Genomic DNA, 18,771 nt, shown 5'->3' with positions numbered 1-18,771 from the left:
TGCATTCTCGCTGAAACCAGGCTTCTGCATGGTGTGCCCGCGCCCATGGGCGCGCGCCCGACAGCCACCATGGATCAAGCCGCCGCTCCGCTCCTCGCTCGCCTCCCGCCGTCGCCTCACGACTTCACGGCCGACGACCTCCTGAACGGCTTCCTCGACTACGTCGCCGAGCGGGGGCTCGAGCTCTACCCGGCGCAGGAGGAGGCCATCCTCGAGATCTTCGGCGGCAAGAACGTGATCCTCAACACGCCGACCGGCTCGGGCAAGTCGCTCGTCGCGGCCGCCATGCACTTCAAGGCGCTCGCCGAGGGGATGAAGTCGTACTACACGTGCCCGATCAAGGCGCTCGTCAGCGAGAAGTTCTTCTCGCTCTGCAACGACTTCGGCCCCGAGAACGTGGGCATGTTGACGGGCGACGCGGCCGTGAACCGCGACGCGCCGATCATCTGCTGCACCGCGGAGATCCTCGCGAACATCGCGCTCCGCGAGGGCGAGAAGGCGCTCTGCGACTACGTGATCATGGACGAGTTCCACTACTACTCGGATCGCGATCGCGGCGCGGCCTGGCAGATCCCGCTGCTCACGCTGCCACAGGCGAGGTTCTTGCTCATGAGCGCCACGCTCGGAGGCACCGAGTTCTTCCAGGAGGAGCTCACGCGCCTGACGGGCGAGCAGACTGCCGTGATCAAGTCGACCGTGCGCCCGGTGCCGCTCGACTTCGAGTACCGTGAGACGCCGCTCCACGAGACCGTCGCGACGCTCGTGAAGAGCGGCAAGGCGCCGATCTACATCGTGAGCTTCACGCAGCGGGGCTGCGCCGAGGAGGCGCAGAACCTGATGAGCCAGGACTACTGCACCAAGGAGGAGAAGCGGGCGATCACCGCCGCCCTCGCGGGCGCAGGGCCGGGGTCCGCGTTCGGGGGCCCCTTCAAGTTCTCGAGCCCTTACGGCCGCGAGGTGCAGCGCTTCGTCAGGCACGGGATCGGGCTCCACCACGCGGGGCTCCTGCCGAAATACCGGCTGCTCGTCGAGAAGCTGGCCCAGCAGGGGCACCTCAAGATCATCTGCGGCACGGACACGCTCGGCGTCGGCGTCAACATCCCGATCCGCACGGTGCTGTTCACGAAGCTCTGCAAGTTCGACGGCGAGAAGACGGCCATCCTGAGCGTGCGTGACTTCCAGCAGATCAGCGGCCGGGCCGGCCGGAAGGGGTTCGACAACCAGGGGAGCGTCGTCGCCCAGGCGCCGGAGCACGTCATCGAGAACATGAGGCTCGACGCGAAGGCGGGGAACGACCCGGCCAAGCGGCGGAAGATCGTCAGGAAGAAGCCGCCGGAGAAGGGCTATGTGCACTGGGACCGGCAGACGTTCGAGAAGCTGATCCAGTCGCCGCCCGAGCCGCTCGTGTCCCGGTTCCAGGTCACGCACGGCATGCTCGTCAACGTGCTCGGGCGCGAGGAGGGCGGCTGTCTGGCGCTGAAGCGGCTCATCCGCAGCACCCACGATCGGCCGGCGGTCCGGCGCCAGCACGGCAGGACGGCGATGCTCCTCTTCCGCTCGCTCGTGGAGGCGCGCATCATCGAGTTCGTCCCCAGGGAAGACGGGCCGGGCAAGCGCATCCGCATCAACGCCGATCTCCAGGAAGACTTCTCGCTGAACCACGCCCTCTCGCTCTACGTCCTCGAGACGGTGGGCAAGCTGGATCCCGACAGCGGCACCTATCCGCTCGATCTCTTGACGCTCGTCGAGTCGATCCTCGAGAATCCCGACCTCATCCTGCAGAAGCAGCTCGATCGGCTGAAGACCGAGAAGCTCGCGGAGCTGAAGGCGGCGGGCGTGGAGTACGAGCAGCGGATGGAGGAGCTCGAGAGGCTCGATTATCCGAGGCCGAACCGCGAGTTCATCTACGGGACCTTCAACGACTTCGCGCGGCGGCACCCCTGGGTGGGGCAGGAGAACATCCGTCCGAAGGGCGTCGCGCGCGAGATGTACGAGCAATACCTGTCGTTCGGCGAGTACATCCGGGAGTACAACCTGGAGCGGGCGGAGGGGCTGCTCCTCAGGTACGTCTCCGAGGTGTACAAGGCGCTCGTCCAGACGGTGCCCGAGTACGCGAAGGACAGCGACACCATCGACATGATCGCCTATTTCCGGGCGCTCATCCGCGGCGTGGACTCGAGCCTGCTCGACGAGTGGGAGCGGCTGCGCGACCCGTCGTTCCAGCCGCGCGCGGCGGCCCCGGGCGGCGCGGTGGAGCTGGCCGCGTTCGACGTCACGCGGAACGTCAAGGAGTTCACCGTGCTCGTGAGGAACGAGCTCTTCTTCTTCCTGCGCGCGCTGGCCCGCCGCGACTACGAGGTCGCCGCCGAGATGGTGGAGGGGGAGGAGGCGCCCTGGACGGCGGAGCGGCTGGACGAGGCGCTCCGGGGCTATTACGCGGAGCACGCAGCGATCCGCACCGATCCGGCGGCCCGGAGCCCGAGCAACACGATCATCCACCCCGCCGAGGACGGCGGCTCCTGGGGGGTCCAGCAGATCATCGCCGATCCGGAGGACCACAACGACTGGATGCTCGACTGCAAGGTGGATATCGATCGCTCGCGCGAGGCGGGGCGGCCGGTCATCGTGCTCCGGCGCATCGCGAGCTGATCGGCCTCCATGGCGTGCGATGGAGATCGAGTGCTGAGGCGCTGAGAGCGCGAGATGGTAGCCGGCGTTTGACATCCCCCGCCGCGTCGAGCGAAATCGCGGCCATGCGAACTCCGCCGCGCTCCGCAATCTGGGGGTTGCTCCCCCTCCTCCTGGCCGCCTGCGCCTCACCCACCGGCTCGTCCCCGCCGAGGGCCGCCCCGCCCGCCAAGGCCGCCCCGGCCGGGGCCGCCGCGGCGGTGAAGCAGGCCGCCTCGCCGGACAAGGCGCGCATCGCCGGGCCGGAGGCGAGCCGGATCACGTACGCCCACCTCGGCCGGCAACCGCCGCTCGGAGCGCGGCTGCCCAGGGCGATCCAGTACGCGCCCGGCGGCAAGCTGATCACCTACCTCCAGCGGCAGGCGGACCGGCCGGAGCAGTCTCTCTTCGCCTTTGACACGGCGTCACGCGAGACACGGCAGCTCGTCGCCTCGGGCGACCTGCTGAAGGACGCGAAGCCGCTGTCCCGCGAGGAGGAGCTCCGCCGCGAGCGACAGCGCATGTTCTCCAGGGGGATCACGGCCTATTCGTGGGCGAAGCGGGCAGAGGTCCTGCTCATCCCCTTCGGCGGCGACCTCTTCGCGCGCGACGTGCGCGACCCGAGAGGGGCGATCGCGCGGCTCACCGACACGCCCGAGCCGGAGATCGATCCGAAGGTGTGCGACGGCGGCGAGCGGGTGGTGTTCGTCCGCGGGCGCGAGCTCTTCATGATCGACGTCGCCTCGCGCCGCGAGACGGCGCTGACCCGGGGGGCGCCCGAGGGGGTCTCGCGCGGCCTGAGCGACTTCAACGGTCAGGAGGAGTTCGATGAGCCGAGCGGCTTCTGGATCTCCCCCGGCTGCGACCGGGTGGCTTACCTGGAGGTCGACGAGCGAGAGGTCGAGAAGGTGCCAGTCCTCGGCTTCCGCGACGGCAAGGAAGATCTCATGATGGCGCGTTACCCGCGCGTCGGCGGCAAGAACCCCCGCGTCAGGGCGGGCATCCTCGATCTCGCCACCAGGAAGACGACCTGGCTCACGTGGAAGGGCGGCGATGGCGAAGACGAGCGCTACCTCGGCCGGTTCGCCTGGGCGGAAGACGGCAAGGCGCTCTGGTTCCAGACCCTCGCGCGCGACCAGAAGCGCCTCTCGCTCCTCCGCGCGAGGCCGCGCTCGGGCGAGGCCGCCGAGGTCGTCGTCGAGACCTCGCCGACGTGGGTGGACTTCGCCGACATGCGGCTCCTCGAGCGCTCGCCGAGGTTCCTCTGGTCGACCGCCGAGGGCGGCCACCGCCACCTCGCGCTGCGGGACGCCGGCTCGGGCGCCGAGCTCGCGAGGCTCACCGCGGGCGACTGGGACATCACCTCGCTCCTTCCGCCGGACGAGGAGCGCGGCCTCGCGCGCTTCGTGGCGACGAAGGACGGCCCGACCGAGCGCCACCTCTACACCGTGCCGCTCGCGGGAGGCGAGGTGAAGCGGCTCACGTCCGACCCGGGGATGCACCAGATCACCGTGGATCCGAGGGGGCCGGGGTACGTCGAGCTCCACGCGGCCCTGGATCGCCCGTGGAAAGGGGCGGTGAGGGGCGCGGACAACGCCGAGGCCTTCGCGCTGCCGGCGCCCGTGGACCGCGAGCTCGCGGAGCTCGAGCTGCGCGCCCCCGAGATCGTCGAGGTGCGCGCCGCGAGCGGCGACACGCTCTACGGCGCGCTGCTCGCGCCGCGGGGGATCGAGCCCGGCCGCCGCTATCCGGTCGTGGTGAGCGTGTACGGGGGGCCCGGCGTCCAGACGGTCTTCAACTCGTGGTCTCCGTGGCTCCTCTGGAATCACCTCGCGGACCGCGGGGTGGTTGTGTTTCAGCTCGACAACCGCGGCTCGGCGAACCGCGGGCGCGCGTTCGAGTCCGCCATCTACGGGCGCCTCGGCGAGGTCGAGCTCGCCGACCAGATCGCGGGCCTCGATTTCCTGAAGACGCTGCCTTACGTCGACGCGGGCCGCGTCGGGATCTACGGCCACAGCTACGGCGGCAGGATGGCGCTGGAGGCGCTCCTCATGGCGCCGGACCGCTTCCACGTGGGCGTCGCGGGATCACCGGTGAGCGACGATCGGCTCTACGACACGGGCTACACGGAGCGGTACATGGGTCTCCTCGACAAGGAGGCCGCGCGGTACGAGGCGACCGATCTCACGAAGCGCGCGGGCAACCTGCGCGGCAAGCTGCTCCTCATGCATGGGCTCATGGATGAGAACGTGCACTTTGCGCACACGGCGAAGATGATCGAGGCGCTGATGGGAGCGGACAAGCGGTTCGACACCCTCGTGTTCCCGGGCGAGCGGCACGGCTACCGGTCGCCGGCCGCGAGCCATTACGCGAACCGCGCCATCGTCGAGTACCTGACAGAGCACCTCTGATCGCTGCGCGCCGCGCCCGGCCGGCGCTCTGCCCGCCTCGCAGGCGCGGCGCGCGGCGGCCTGCGAATCGCATGCGCCCAGGTCGGAGGCATTGATGAAGAAGCTTGCACAGATGAACAGGGACAAGGCCATCGACCTGCTCAGCGAGCGGCTGACCTTCGAGCGCGCAGGCGTCAAGCTGTACGACTCCATCGTGGAGAAGATCGGCCGCGCGGCCGATCCCCTCCTGATGACCCGGCTTGGTCAGCTCAAGGAGCACCGGGACCAGGAGAAGGAGCACGAGGAGTGGCTCGAGGCGCAGATCCGCGCGCTGGGCGGGGACGCGCACGCCGAGACGGACATGTCGCGGCTCGTCACGGTCGAGTCGCGGGGCATCGAGCAGATCGTGCTCGACGGGGACATGAACCCGACCCACCTCTTCCACGCGCTGCTCACCGCGGAGCTCGTCGACAACTCCGGCTGGCAGCTGCTGCTCGAGCTCGCCGACGAGGCGGACGACACCGAGGCGAGGCAGGCGTTCCGGCGCCGCCTGCACGAGGAAGAAGATCACCTGATCTTCACGCGCAAGGTCGTCGAGCGGCTCACCCGCAAGGAGCTGCTCGGGTCGCCAGGCGAGCTGTTCACGACGTCGCACCCGTGATCCAGTGCCGGACGGCGCGTGTGGCGGAACCAGCGGGCTAGGCTCGCTTCGCGGCGGCGGCCTTGGCGGGCTTCGCAGCGGCCTTGGCGGGCTTCGAGGCGGCCTTGGCGGGCTTCGCGGCGGCCTTGGCGGGCTTCGCGGCGGCCTTGGCGGGCTTCGCCGGCTTTCTGGCCCAGATGTTCTCGATGTAGGCGGTCGCGTCGGGCGTCTTGCAGCTCGTCTCGCCGTGGTCGATCTCGACCTTGCCGATGCGCCGCGCCGCCGTGAGCGCCATGCCGCGCAGCGGCTCGTTCCGCGCGCCGATGCTGATGAGCGCGTTGTTCATCCCCTCGCGGACGCGGTTCCTGGCCCGGTGGATCGACGCCTCGATCGTCGATAGCCGCTCCTCGAACACGCTGTCGGGCAGCGACGGGTCCTCGGTCGCGAGCAGGCCGAGGAGCGTCCAGCCCGCGCGGCCGAGCCACTCGTCCTTCGACGCGGTCCAGCGCGCCATCGCGTCCCGGGCGAACGGGGTCTTCAGCGCGACGCGCTTCATGAGCAGGTCGATGAGCACCGGAGAGCGCAGGCCGTCGAGCCACGCCTCGAGCTTGTCCCAGGTGAAGCGCTCCGGATCGGCGATCGCCACCGCCAGCGTCCTCGCGTCGGCGTTGCCCGTCGCCCAGAGCGCCTCGGCGAGCTCGTGGTCGCGCTTGATCCGCTTCTCCAGCGCGTTCATGTGGGCGAAGCTCACGCCGAAGAGCGGATCGGTCATCCCGTGGCGCCGGTACACCTTGCGGTTCTGCTCGGTGCCGAGCCGCTCCAGCTCGCTCATCACCTCGGCGAGATCCATGGGCCACACCTAGCCCTTCTGGCCATCGTGCGCCATGGCGCGCTCGCGCCGCCGCGCCCTCTGCGGCGCCGCGGTCTCGGTCCGCTCCACGAGCGGCCGCTCACCGCGTCGGCGGCAGCCGCGTCCCGGGGCGCTTCGGGCGGGCGCTCCCTGTCGGCCCGTTCCCCTCGCTGATGCCGAGCAGCGCCCGGCGCACCAGGACGCCCCGCTCCTCGGCCACCCGGACTTTTTCCTCGAAATGGGCCAGCAATTGCGGTTGGTTCCGCTCCGCCGCGCGCGCCGCCATCCTGCGCGCCAGCGCCGCGCTGTCCTCGATCGTGCGGAGCGCGATCCACAGCGCCGCGTCGAGCGACGAAGCCTGCTCGTCCTCCAGGCCCTCCGGAGAGTAGCGATGGCCGACCTTGCACCTGAAATGGAGCATCGCGCCGTCGTCGCTCCGGATCAGGTTCCCGCCGCACCCCGGACAGGTGAAATCGCTCTCGATCGCATCCACCGTCGCTCCCCCCGCCCCCGCCCGCGCCTCCGCGGGAGCTCCACCAACCTTCTGGTGCACCAGATCCATGAGCAGCGGCGGCAGCCGCGCCAGCGGGACACAGTGGTCCACCGGGACGTTGTCGAGCGCGCTCTGCGGCATCTCCGAGAACAGGGCGTCCTCCGGATCCTGGACCACGGCGATGCGGCCGCGGCGCTTCACGTCCAGGAGCCCGGCCGTTCCGCAGTCGCGCATGCCGGAGAGGACGACGCCGATCACGCGGTCTCCGTACACCTCCGCCGCGGTGCGGAACAAAGGGTCCACGGCCGGCCTGTGCCCGTTCTCGCGCGCGCCGTGCACCACGCGCACAACGCCATCTTCGAGCACGAGGTGGTTGTCTGCCGGCGCGACGTAGACCCGCCCTCGCTCGATCGGCTCGCCGTCGACCGCCGCCCCCACCTGCAGCCTTGTCGACCGCTCGAGGATCTCGGGAAGCATGCTCCGCGCCGTCGGCGGAATGTGGAGGACGACGAACAGAGACGCCGGCAGATCGGCAGGCAGCCCCCCGAGGAGGACGATCAGCGCCTCCACACCCCCAGCCGACGCCCCGATCGTGATGATGTCGTGTTCCGGCACAATGCGCCTCGTGGAGAAGAGGGGAAGAGGGGAAGAGGGGAAGAGGAGACGAGGAGACGAGGAGACGAGGAGACGAGGAGAGAAGAAAGACCCGGCCTCGCTCGCAGGCGCCGCCTACCCTACGAAGATGGGCCGATCACCCGTGCCATCGTGGAGAGGAGCACGCTCATGCTCGCCGGCTTCTGGATCACCGCCGCCGCCGAGAGCTGCTCGGCCGCCATCCGGAGATCATCGGGCGTCCGCGCCGAGAAGATCACGATGGGCGGCCGCTCCGACAGCCCCTGCAGTCGCTCGATCAGCTCCTCGGTCGTCGCGCCGGCCACCGTCAGATCGAGCAACGCGGCGTCATAGCGCCGCTCCGTCATGGCGGCGATCGCCTGGTCGGCCGTGTCGGCGGACTCGACAGCATAGCCGGCCATCCGCAGCATCTCCCGGAGCATATCGATCGAATCGCTGTCGTCTTCCACCACCAAGATCGTCCCCTTCATGAGCCTGGTCCCTCCCCGCAGCACCGCTCGCCCGGCGGTGCGCGAGCGCAGGAGCGCAGCGTCGATTCAACGCATCGATCGCGTGCCTATCGGTTCTCGATCAGGGGCAGCCTGACCGTGAAGGTCGCCCCCTTGCCTTCCGTGCTGCGCACGAAGATCTGGCCGTCGTGCGCCCTGACGATCTCCCTGCAAATGAAGAGCCCGAGGCCCATGCCTCCGCCGGAGGAGTGGCCGGCGCTCTCCACCTGATAGAAGCTCGAGAACACCTGCGGCAGGCTGGCCGCGGGGATCCCCGGGCCGTAGTCCTCCACGTCGAGCTCGGCGCCCCCGCCGGCGCGCCGCAAGCGCACCTCGACCTGGGGGGGTGCCGTTGGCGTGCTTGAAGGCGTTGACGAGCAGGTTCATGAGGACCTGCTCGAGGCGCGCTGCGTCGCCCTTCACCACGAGCGGCTCTGCGGTGTCGGGGGGCAGCGCGACGTGGATCTTCGGCGTCGCCGCGATCGACTGGGCGTTCTCGGCGGTGCTCGCGACCAGAGGGACGAGGTCCACGTCCGCGAGCTGGAGCTCGAACTTCCCGGTCTGGATGCGGGTCGCGCTCACGAGGTCGTCGACCAGCCGCGCGAGCCGCTCGCTCTGGGTGCGGGCGAGCGAGGCGAAGCGATGCAGGCGCGCGTCGCCGTCCGCGGGCAGCAGGCTGATCAGCATGTCGAGGTAGCCGTGGAGGGGCACGAGCGGCGTGCGGAGCTCGTGGCTCGCCATCGCCATGAAGCGATCCTGCAGCTTGCGGAGGCTCCGGTCCGTGATGTCGCGGACGACGATCACGCCGCGCTCCGCCGTCCCGGCGGGGCGCGGGCCGGCGGCGCCGATGGGGTGGCCGGTGGCCTCGAAGTGCCGGCTCACGCCGCCCGGGCCGGGGATCGAGAACTCGATCTGGAACTTCTCGCCTCGGGCGGCCCGCTGCTCCAGCGCGTCGTGGACGGACAGCGGCCGGCCCTTCTCGTCCATCACGACGGGCCGGCCCTCGCTGAACATCGCCTGATAGGCGTCGTTCGTGAGCACCGGACGCCCCGCGCCGTCGACCACGAGGAGCGCGTCGCCCATGCTGCGCAAGATCGCGGAGAGCCGCGCCCGCTCGGTCTCGATGGGCGCGGAGAGCTCCTGGATCTCGCGGCTCCGCGCCTCGAGATCGGCGTTCGTGGTGTTCAGCTCCTCGATCGTCGCCTGGAGCTCCTCGTTGACGGTCTCGAGCTCCTCGTTGGTCGCCTGGAACTCCTCGTTCAGCGTCTCGACCTCCTCCATGGCGGCCTGCGCCTCCTCGGTGGAGACCATCAGCTCCTCGTTGAGGGCGCGGAGCTGGTCGTGCGCCGACGTGAGCTCCTCGTTGGCCCGGAGCAGGTGCCGGTTCTGCTCCGACAGCTGCCGGATCGTCGCCCTGTCCTCCGCGCAGGCGCGCTCCGCCTGCGCGCGCGCGGCGGCGTGCGCGTCGAGCTGGGAGCGCAGGCGCTCGGCCTCGGCCACCGTCCGATCGAGCTCCGCCCGGAGCTGCGCCGCCTGGACGATCGCGTCGTCGCTCGCCGCCCGGCGCCGCACGTCCGCGGTGACGTCCTCGACCACCAGCAGCGCGACGCCGAGCTTGCTCGGATCGATCTCGATCTGGGGGGCGACGCACGAGAGCTGGAGGTACGTCCGCTCGCTCCCCGGCGCCGCGTCGACGGCGATCTCGATCGGGTCCCGCGCCTCGCCCCGGAAGGCGGCGTCGATGGCGTCGAGCAGCGGCCGGTGGGGGATGACCTGCGCCAGGTGCACGAAATCCTGCCCGAGCGCCGTGCCGTGGATGCCGAGCAGGTGGCGCGCCGCGAAGTTGATCTCCAGGATGTCGTAGCGGCTGTCGATGACCACGATGCCCTGGCGGAAGCTCGAGAGCAGCAGGTCGACGGACAGGCGGACGCGCGGCTGCTCCCTGAGGGGCCGCATGGTCATGGGCTGGCTCCTGCCGCGGGGCGCGCGCCTGGGCAGCGCGGGGGGGACGGACGGCGCGGGCGGGACCAGGATGCGCTCGCCGCGGCGCACGTAGATCTTGTAGTGGAGGTCGTGGGGGACGAAGTATTCGCTCAGCGGGCTCGTCGTCTCCGCCTTGCCGAGCACGAGGTAGCCGCCTTCCCGCAGGGAGAAGGCGAAGAGGTGCAGCGTGCGGCGCTGGAGGTCGCTCGTGAAGTAGATGAGCACGTTGCGGCACACCGCCAGGTCGAGGTGCGGGAAGGGCGCGCGCTGGCCGAGGTCGTGCTCGCCGAAGACGGTGAGATTGCGGATGCGCTTCTTGACCTGGTACTGGCCGTCCACCGCGACGAAGTAGCGCTCGAGCAGGTCGGGGGGCAGGTCCTCGACGGCGCTCGCCGCGTAGATCCCGCGGCGGGCGAACGCGATCGCCTCGCTGTCGACGTCGGTCGAGAAGATGCGGACGTTGAAGGCGTCGAGCTCGTCCCCGAGCAGCTCGCTGATCAGGATGGCGAGCGAGTACGCCTCCTCGCCGGTGGCGCACCCGGCCGACCAGATCCGCAGCGCCCTGTGGTCGCTCCGCGCGTGCGCGATGAGCCCGGGCAGGATCACCTCCCGAAGCTGCGCGAAGAGCTCGGGGTCGCGCATGAACTCGGTGACCTTGATCAGGAAGCTGTTGATGAGCCGCTGGAGCTCGTCGGGGTGATCGTCGAGGTGCTGCCGGTAGGCCTCAATGGTCTCCGTGTTCGTTGCCGCCATCCTGCGCCGGAGCCGGCGGAGGATGGTCGCCTGTTTGTATTTCCTGAAATCGATCCCGCTCCGCTCGCGCACGACGTCGAGGAGCTCGTGGAGCCGCTTCTCGTCGTCCGCGGGGGGCTCGACGTACGATCCCGTGAGCAGCTCGTTGAGGATGGGCCCGATCCGATCGAGATCGGCCACGATGTCGACGGTGCTCGGGGCGAGCGACTCCGGCATGCCCGGGAAGCTCGCCGTCTGGGGGTTCTCGATGATGACGGTGCCGCCGCTCTTCTTGACGTGGAGGGCGCCGGCGCTGCCATCGGAGCCGTTGCCGGTCAGGATGACGGCGACGAGGCCCTCGCCGAAGACCTCGGCCGCGGTGCGGAAGAGCATGTCGACGGACGGCTTGGGTCGGGCGTCGTTCTCGGGCCGGAGCCGGAGCTCGTGATCGGTGATCTCCACGTCGCGCCCCGGCGGCACGACATAAACGACGCCATCCTCGAGCGGGGAGACCGCGGCGACGGCGCGGACGGGCAGCGCGCTGCGGCGGGCGAGGACGTCGACGAGGTGGCTGGGCCGCCTGGGGTCGAGGTGCTGGGCGATCACGATGGGCGCCGCGAACGGGGCCCTGAAGGTGGAGACGAGCGCGCTGAGGGCCTGAATCCCGCCAGCCGAGCAGCCGATCACCACGAGCTGAGGTTTGACGCGGGCGTCTGCCATGAAATTGTTATGAGTCCTTATACACAAGAACCACAAGACGGATAAGGTGCGACGCGGCCATCATGAACAAAGATAGCGGGTTCTCCTGAGCTCGGCGCGGCGCCTTCGGAGGGGGCCTGAATGAGAAGGAGGGGGCCTGAATGAGAAGGAGAGTTCACGCGCAGGCGCGCGAGGGTAGTGGGGTGCTTTGGCCGAAGGTGCGGTGCTCTGGGAGGCGCCGAGGATGCCAAGAAATCCCAACAATTTGCGTCTCTGGCGTCTTGGTGACTCGAGCCTCCGCGGCGCTGCGTGCGCTGAGCACCGCGCCATCCGTGAGAGGATGCCTTGAAGAGCTCGCCATTCAATTGAAGAGCACGCGGGCTCATGGTCCGCTCCTCGAACGAGCGCTGTTGCGCCTGCGCGGCGTCGACCCCGCGCACCAGGTCGCGCCGCGACTCTGCGGGACAGCGATCCCCTTTATCCCGCCTGGCTCCCCCGGCTCACCCGCTTCCGCTCCGCGCCTCGCGCTCCTCCCGGAGCGCTTCCGGCAGCGCCGACGCCACGGCGGTCCTGCACGCCTCCATCGCGGCGCGGAGCTCCTCGAGCGACGGCCCCGGCGGGTCGAGCGGCGGGTGCACCACGACCCGCACGACGCCGGGCGCGGCGGCATAACGGCCCTTTGGCTGCAGCGCACCCGCGCCGTCGATGGTCACCGGCAGGACGCGCGCGCCCGCGGCCGAGGCGGTCCGGAACGCGCCCGGCCGGAAGGGCAGGAGCCGGCCCGTCGCGCTCCGCGTCCCCTCCGGGAAGAACACCGTCGACCACCGCTGCATCACGTTGCGCCGCGCCTCGCCGAGATCCGCCACGGCGCCGCGGGCGCGCCGCCGGTCGACCGGCGTGTGGCCGTACAGGCGCATGCCCCAGCCGAGCACCGGCACGTGGAACAGCGCGCGCTTCGCCAGGAACCGCATCGGCGTGCGCCCCTGCAGCACGACGAGCAACGCGAGGATGTCGAGCGTGCTCTGGTGGTTCGCCGCGATCACGTAGCGCTCGCCCTGCCGCACGTGCGCCACGCCCTCGGCCTCGACGCGCACCCCGACGAGCCAGAGCGCCCCGCGCGCCCAGACGACCGAGAGGCGGTCGTGCATCCGCTGCCTGGGATCGAAGGGAAAGCAGATCAAGCCGATGGGAAGCAGCACGACGAGGAACAGCATCGCCCAGGCGTGGGCGAGCGCCGTGCGCACGACCTCGACCGCACCGGCCGGCGCCACCGCGGCGCCCGCGTCACGCCCACACCTTGCAGCCGAGGCCACCTGCGCGACGACCGGCGGCCCCTGCTCGCGCAGCCCTGCTTGCTCGGCGTCCCCGGGCGCCCGCTCGGCGCCGTCGTCCTTCGCCGTCACTTGGCGACCGGCGGGGCCTCCGGCCCGTCGAAGCGCGGGACGAAGCCCTCCACCGAGGCCAGCGTCTCCAGCAGCGTGACGTGGCGGAGGCGCGGGATCGCCACGATCGTCGGCCCGCCGAGCTCCTCCTCCGGGACCGCGATCGTCGCCGCCGCCGCGAGGTCCGCCACCGTCGCGTCCACGACCTGCGTCGTGCCGACGCTGCTCGGGCCCGCGCTCCGGACCTCGCGCGGCAGATCGGCCCAGTACACCCGCGGGGGGCCCTGGAACGCCGCCTCGGCCGGGACGCGCGGCCAGAACGTCGGATCCGTCAGGCCGAGCTCCTCGACGAGCGCCGCGCGCTCGGCGCGGACGCCGCGCGCAGCCCCCCCGTCGCCCAGCGCGTCGAGCGCCTCGGCGTGACGCTCGAGCGCCGTCACCAGCAGCGTCCGGTTGCCCGACGTGCGGATGAGATCGAGCGTCTCCCGGCCGTACGCGGCGAGCTCGCCGGCCTGGCCAGCGCCGCTGGCGTCGTTGGCGAGCAGCGCCCGCGCGTGCACCCGGCCGACCCGGCCGAGGCTCACGGCGTACGCGTCGCCCGTCCCCGCCGAGCCGATCTCGATCGCCCGCTCGTAGGCGGCGAGCGCCTCCGGGAGCAGGCCCTGCACGAAGTACACGTCGCCCAGGTACCCCTCCGCCCAGCCGCGCCCCATGCCGATGCCCAGCACGCCGCTCAGGTTGACCGCGTTCGCGATCAGCACGCGGGCCCGCGTGAGCTGGCCCATGTGGAACTGGTGCCGGCCCGCGTACATCGTCCCCATGTACAGGTAGAGCCCGCTCAGGCCGTGCTCCTCGGCGTACGAGAGCAGCTGCGCTGTCGACCGGACCCCGAGATCCCAGTCGAACCGGCCCTCCGCGAGCACCGCGTGGTAGAACCACGTGCCGAGCAGCCGCACCGGGTCGCGCAGGCGCTCGGCGAGGCGCGCGGCGTCCGCGGCGTTCTGCTCGGCCTCGGCGTAGAAGCCGGACTGGCTCAGCGCGACGCAGAGGATGCCGCGCGAGTGGCAGAGCTCGACGTACTCGCCCGCCGCCTCCGCGAGCTCGCACCCGCGGCGGAGCGGCTCGGTCGCCGGGCCCACCTTGCCGGCCGCGCACAGCGCGCGCCCGAGGATGTTCGCCGGCAGGCACTGGTACGGGCGCAGCTCCGGGCTCGCGCCGATCGCCTCGAGCGCCCTGCGGCTGTGCGCCACCGCGTCGGCGAACTCGCCCCGCACGTAGTGCACGCGCGACAGCGCGCTGGAGAGGGCCGCCGTGACGAGCGGCGTCTCCGGCAGCGCCCCCTGCGTGCGGCGCAGCAGATCGAGCGGCTCCGCCGTGCTGCCGAGCAGGCACGCCACGCGCGCGAGCTCGTGCGCGCAGCGGGCCCTGAGCTCGATCCGCGCCGGGTCGAGCGGCAGCCGCTCGAGCAGCGCGAGCGCCTGCTTCAGCCGGCGGCTGGCGCCGTGCGGATCCTGGAGCCGATCGGCCTCGCTCGCCGCGAGCAGGTACGTCGACGCGGCGCGGTCGAGCTCGCCGGCGCGCTCGACGTGGTGCGCGAGCGTCCCCGGATCGCCGCCGCGCAGCTCGATGCGCCGCGCGATGCGCCCGTGGTAGTCGGGGCGCTCGTCGGGCGGCACGCGGGCGGCGAGCTGCTCGCGCGCCGCGTCGTGCGAGAACGACGCGAGGCCTCCGTCCTCGCCGAGGCAGACGTAGTGCGCCGCGGCGTTGCGCAGGGCGCTGTCGACCTCCGCCGGGTCGAAGAGCCCGAGCTCGACCAGATCGTCGCGCAGGAACTGGCGGCCGATGAGCGCGGCGACGCCGAGGACCTGGACCGTCGTGGCATCGAGCGCGTCGATGCTGCGCGAGAGGACGTCCGAGACCGAGGCGGGCGCGAGGTAGTGCGCGTCGGCGCGGGAGATCTCGAGCGCGCCGCTCCGGCTGCGCTGCAGGAAGCCCTCGGTCTCCATGTTGCGGACGACCTGGATGTTGAAGAGCGGGTTGCCCGCGGCGAGCAGCGGGACGCGGCGCACGAGCTCCTGGACGAGGTCGTCCCCCGCGCCGCGGCCGAGCGCGGAGAGGAGCGCCCGGTTCGCCTCGGGCCGGAGCGGGCCGAGGTCGAGGCGCTCGACGTCCTTCCACGCGAGCCACCCCGCCGTGCGCGGCGTCATCGGCGACGAGCCCGGGCCGCGCAGCGCGGACGAGCCGGGCGGAGGCAGCGACGAGCCGGGCGGAGGCAGCGACGAGCCGCGAGCGAAGGGCGGCCGCGCCGTGCCGAGCAGCAGCACCGGCATCTCGCCGAGCTGATCCGAGAGGCGCAGCAGCACCTCCTGCGTCGCCTCGTCGGCCCAGTGCACGTCCTCGATCGCGAGGACGACCGGGATCTCCTCGGAGATCGCGCCGAGCAGCCGCAGGATCAGCTCGGCGATCCAGCGCGTTCCGCCCGGGCCGATGGCGCCGCCCTCGTCGGCGAGCCCGACCGCGCGCGTCAGCTCCGGCACGAGCCCCCGGAGGAGGGCGGCGTCGTCGGCGATCACGAGGCTCACCAGCCGGCGGATGCGCGCCGCCCGGCTGTCGCCGTGCCGCTCCAGCCAGAGCGCGATCTGCGTCAGCGCCTCGCGGATCGCGGAGTAGGGCACGAGCCCGGAGAGCTCCCTGCACCGGCCGTACGCGACGATCGCCGTGCCCGCCTGCTCGGCGCTCCGGAGCAGCTCGGCGACGAGGCGGCTCTTGCCGACGCCGGTGTCGCCGACCACCACGGCCGGCCGCGGCTCGCCGCGCACCGCGCCCTGGACGAGCTCGATGAGCCGCCCGAGCTCCTGCTCGCGGCCGACGAAGGGCGCGTCGTGCGCGTCGTCGAAGGTCTCCGGCGCGGCGGCGTCGCGCCCGTGCGCTTCGTCCTCGGCCCCGGCCGGGGGCTGCGAGGTGCCGTGGAGCGTGACGTAGTAGAGCTCCTTGAGCCGAGCGCAGAGCCGGGCCGCGCTGGAGAAGCGCCGCGCCGGGTCGCGCTCCAGGAGCTCCTCGACGAGCGCGACGACCGGCGCCGGCGTCTCGGGCGCCGCGTGGGCGAGCGGCACGAGCGTGCCGTAGACCTTCTGGTTGATGACGCTGTTGACGGTGCCGTCCGAGAACGGGAGCCGGCCGGCGAGCAGCTCGTAGAGCATGACGCCGACCGCGTAGAGGTCCATCCGGGGGCTCGGGCGCCCGAGCGCGCCCCGCTTCAGGCACTCGGGCGCCAGGTACGCGATGGTGCCCGCGTTGACGCGGGCGTGCTCGGGCTGGAAGCTCACGGTGAGCGTCGCCAGGCCGAAATCGAGGATCTTGAGCCGGGGCTCGTACGGATCGGTGAGGACGATGTTGCTCGGCTTGAGGTCGAGGTGGAGGACGTTGAGCGCGTGGCAGTGCGCGAGCGCCTCGGCCACGCGGCGCGCGATGCGCAGGGCCTCGATCGTGTCGAGCGAGCCCATCCGTGCGAGGTACCGGTCGAGCGTCTCGCCCTGCACGAGCTCCATCGCGAGGTAGAGGCCCACGCCGTCCAGGACGCCGTACGAGGAGAGCTTGACGAGCGAGGGGTGGCGCAGGCGGAGCAGCGCCTCGATCTCGTTCTGCTGTGCGAAGAGCTGCCCGGCGTTCTGGGCGCTCACGTCCTTGAAGATCTTGATGGCGGCGTCGTTGCCGGCCCCGTCGCGGCCGCGGAACACGGCGCCGAAGCCGCCCTCGCCGAGGCGATCGTCGATCGTGTACTCGCCGATCCTGGCGCCTCGCTCGATCAAGGGATCGCCGACCATCGCTCCTGCCCTTCCGAGTACCCCGTCATCGTTCGCCGACGCACCATGATACTCCGGACGAGCGCCGCGACAGCGCGCAATGGCCTGGCCGCCTCCCGGAGGCACGCCGCTTTGACGGCTTGCCGCATCGCGGCTGTCTGGCCAAGAAACCTGCCTGCAACGTTGGGCGGCGCATCCGGCGCCGATCTCGACCATTGCGCGCCGCGCGCCGCGCGACCGGAAAGGTGAGCTCGCATCCAGATCTGCGCCGCGAGCCCGGATTCGGCGCCTGAAATGACGACGGCGGCAGCCCCCGGGAGGGGACCGCCGCCGCGTCCGCGCTCAGGCCGCGCCGGGGATCAGGTCCCGCCGCTGGCCGAACCGCTCGCCGAGCCGCTGACGCTCGCGCTCGCCTTGATGTTGACGTCGATCGAGGCCGTCGCGCTGGCCGACGCGTCGACCGCGGCCGCGACGCAGGCGACCGCCTTGCCGCCGGCCTTGAGCGCCACGTCCTTCACCTCGACGCCGGCCTTGCCGACGCCGGACACGGCCGCCGCCAGCTTCTTGCCGGAGCCGAGCTGCACCTTGGCGATCGCCGGGAGCGACGTCCGGAGCGCGGCGACGAGCTTCTGCGCGTCGGCGTTCACCTTGCCGCTCGCCACGATGCGGACGTTCGGCGCATCGCACTTCGCCTCGCCCGCGGTCTTCGCCGTGCACTGCATCTGGCAGCTCGGGTCGACGCTCGGGGGCTTGAACTCGCCCGAGCACTTCGGCTCCTTGATCTCGGCGCTGCAGCCGCCCGAGCAGGAGCCCGAGCACTTCGCCGCGGCCTTGACCTCGCAGGAGCCGGAGCAGCTGCCCTCGCAGGTGCCCGAGCAGGAGCCCTCGGCCTTGGCGTCGCACTTGCCCTCGCAGGTGCCGGCGCACGCCGCGCCCTTCGAGTCCTTGCCGTCGCACTTGCCGTCGCACTTGCCGCCGCAGGTGCCCTTGAAGCCGACGTCGCACTTGCCCGAGCAGCTCGCGTTGCAGGTGCCGGTGCACGCCGCGCCGGCCTCGACGCTGCACTTGCCCTTGCACTCGGCGTCGCACTTGCCGCTGATCTCGCCGCCCTCACAGCTCGCCTCGAGCTTGCCGGGCTGCACCGGCGACCCGCAGTCGCCGAGGCACTTCTGCATGGCGGTGATGTCGGCGTAGCACTTCGGCGGATCGATCTGGACGGTGATCTTCGCCTCGGCGTTCGCCTTCACGGCGGCGTTCACCTTGGCCGAGACCGCGCCGCAGACCTTCTCGGCGCCCTTGCCGCCGCCTGCGTCGGCCTTGAGCTCCGCCTCGCTCATGCCGAGGTCCTTGCCGAGCTTGCCGCACGAGGCGATGAGGTCCGCCTCCATGGCGACGGTGAGCTTGTCGAGCGACGCAGCCGCCTCGAGGAAGCCCTTGATCTTGCCCTCGACCTCGGCGCCGCCGTCGAACTTCAGGTTCGCGATGCCGCCGTTCTTCATCTCGTCGCAGCCGCCCGCGGCCGACGCCAGGTCACCGGCGGGGCCGGGAAGGCTGTCCGCGCCAGGGATCCCCTTGCCGCCGCAGTTCACGAGGAGAGGCGAAGCCAGGCCGAGAAGGGCCACGGGCATCGCAAACAACTTCCATCGATTGACGCTCATCTCAGAATCCCTCCGGCACCTCGATCGGTACCCCATGGAGCGCGGACCCTACACCAGCAGCCGCGACCTTGAAAGCTGGGACAGCCGCGATCCTGCGCGACGGTCACTCGTAATGCCGAGCAGCCCCGCACCGTGGGCTCCAGCGACGGACGGCCCTCATTGCCCCAAGTCAGGATGGCTGTAAAGAATCAAGCTGAGCTCATCGCGTGGGGACGGCGGTCTGCATCGCAGGTGGCGCGAGGCGTTTCACATATATATATCGCCCGAGGGGCTCCCCATGGCGCGCGCGGCATCTCGCCCGCGGCGTCTCACGCGCGGCGCGCCGCGCTTCGAGCGCCCCGTCCCTTGCCCGC

The 18,771-nt window shown here is 71.3% G+C and carries 9 protein-coding genes and 1 pseudogene; 3 read left to right on the top strand and 7 right to left on the bottom strand.

The features are described from left to right. Positions 1-69 precede the first annotated feature (69 nt). The 3 genes from WMF39_RS24060 (at position 70) to WMF39_RS24050 (ending at position 5,718) form a co-directional block, all read left to right on the top strand. Positions 70-2,649 carry a DEAD/DEAH box helicase gene (locus tag WMF39_RS24060; protein ID WP_437747794.1) on the top strand — a complete coding sequence of 860 codons (2,580 nt, stop codon included), beginning with the start codon at positions 70-72 and terminating at the stop codon, positions 2,647-2,649. Between the two features lie 104 nt (positions 2,650-2,753). Then, positions 2,754-5,078 carry an alpha/beta fold hydrolase gene (locus tag WMF39_RS24055; protein WP_437747793.1) on the top strand — a complete coding sequence of 775 codons (2,325 nt, stop codon included), beginning with the start codon at positions 2,754-2,756 and terminating at the stop codon, positions 5,076-5,078. A gap of 94 nt (positions 5,079-5,172) precedes the next feature. Next, positions 5,173-5,718 (top strand): DUF892 family protein, encoded by a 546-nt coding sequence (locus WMF39_RS24050; RefSeq protein ID WP_437747792.1) that lies wholly within the window; start codon positions 5,173-5,175, stop codon positions 5,716-5,718. 145 nt (positions 5,719-5,863) lie between these two features. Here WMF39_RS24050 and WMF39_RS24045 read toward each other — a convergent pair. From WMF39_RS24045 to WMF39_RS24015, 7 genes and pseudogenes are all read right to left on the bottom strand, one after another. Then, positions 5,864-6,547 (bottom strand): annotated as a pseudogene (locus WMF39_RS24045) (DNA alkylation repair protein); the annotation flags it as partial. A gap of 100 nt (positions 6,548-6,647) precedes the next feature. After that, on the bottom strand, positions 6,648-7,655 hold the full coding sequence (locus WMF39_RS24040) for a chemotaxis protein CheB (RefSeq protein WP_437747791.1): 1,008 nt from the start codon (positions 7,653-7,655) through the stop codon (positions 6,648-6,650). 119 nt (positions 7,656-7,774) lie between these two features. Then, positions 7,775-8,143 (bottom strand): response regulator, encoded by a 369-nt coding sequence (locus WMF39_RS24035; protein WP_437747790.1) that lies wholly within the window; start codon positions 8,141-8,143, stop codon positions 7,775-7,777. Between the two features lie 66 nt (positions 8,144-8,209). Next, a complete protein-coding gene (locus tag WMF39_RS24030) occupies positions 8,210-11,596 on the bottom strand; it encodes a CheR family methyltransferase (RefSeq protein WP_437747789.1) in 3,387 nt (1,128 codons plus the stop codon). 479 nt (positions 11,597-12,075) lie between these two features. Further along, on the bottom strand, positions 12,076-12,978 hold the full coding sequence (locus WMF39_RS24025) for a lysophospholipid acyltransferase family protein (RefSeq protein ID WP_437747788.1): 903 nt from the start codon (positions 12,976-12,978) through the stop codon (positions 12,076-12,078). Beyond that, complete coding sequence (locus WMF39_RS24020; RefSeq protein ID WP_437747787.1) at positions 12,975-16,781, bottom strand: serine/threonine-protein kinase; 3,807 nt, start codon at positions 16,779-16,781, stop codon at positions 12,975-12,977. Before WMF39_RS24020 ends, WMF39_RS24025 begins: the two co-directional genes overlap by 4 nt. A gap of 338 nt (positions 16,782-17,119) precedes the next feature. Further along, entirely contained in the window at positions 17,120-18,388 is a 1,269-nt protein-coding gene (locus tag WMF39_RS24015) for a hypothetical protein (RefSeq protein WP_437747786.1), read from the bottom strand. Positions 18,389-18,771 lie beyond the last annotated feature (383 nt).

Source organism: Sorangium sp. So ce1504, assembly GCF_051521635.1.
Lineage (GTDB): Bacteria > Myxococcota_A > Polyangia > Polyangiales > Polyangiaceae > Sorangium > Sorangium cellulosum_B.
This window is presented reverse-complemented; position numbering and strand designations above follow the sequence as displayed.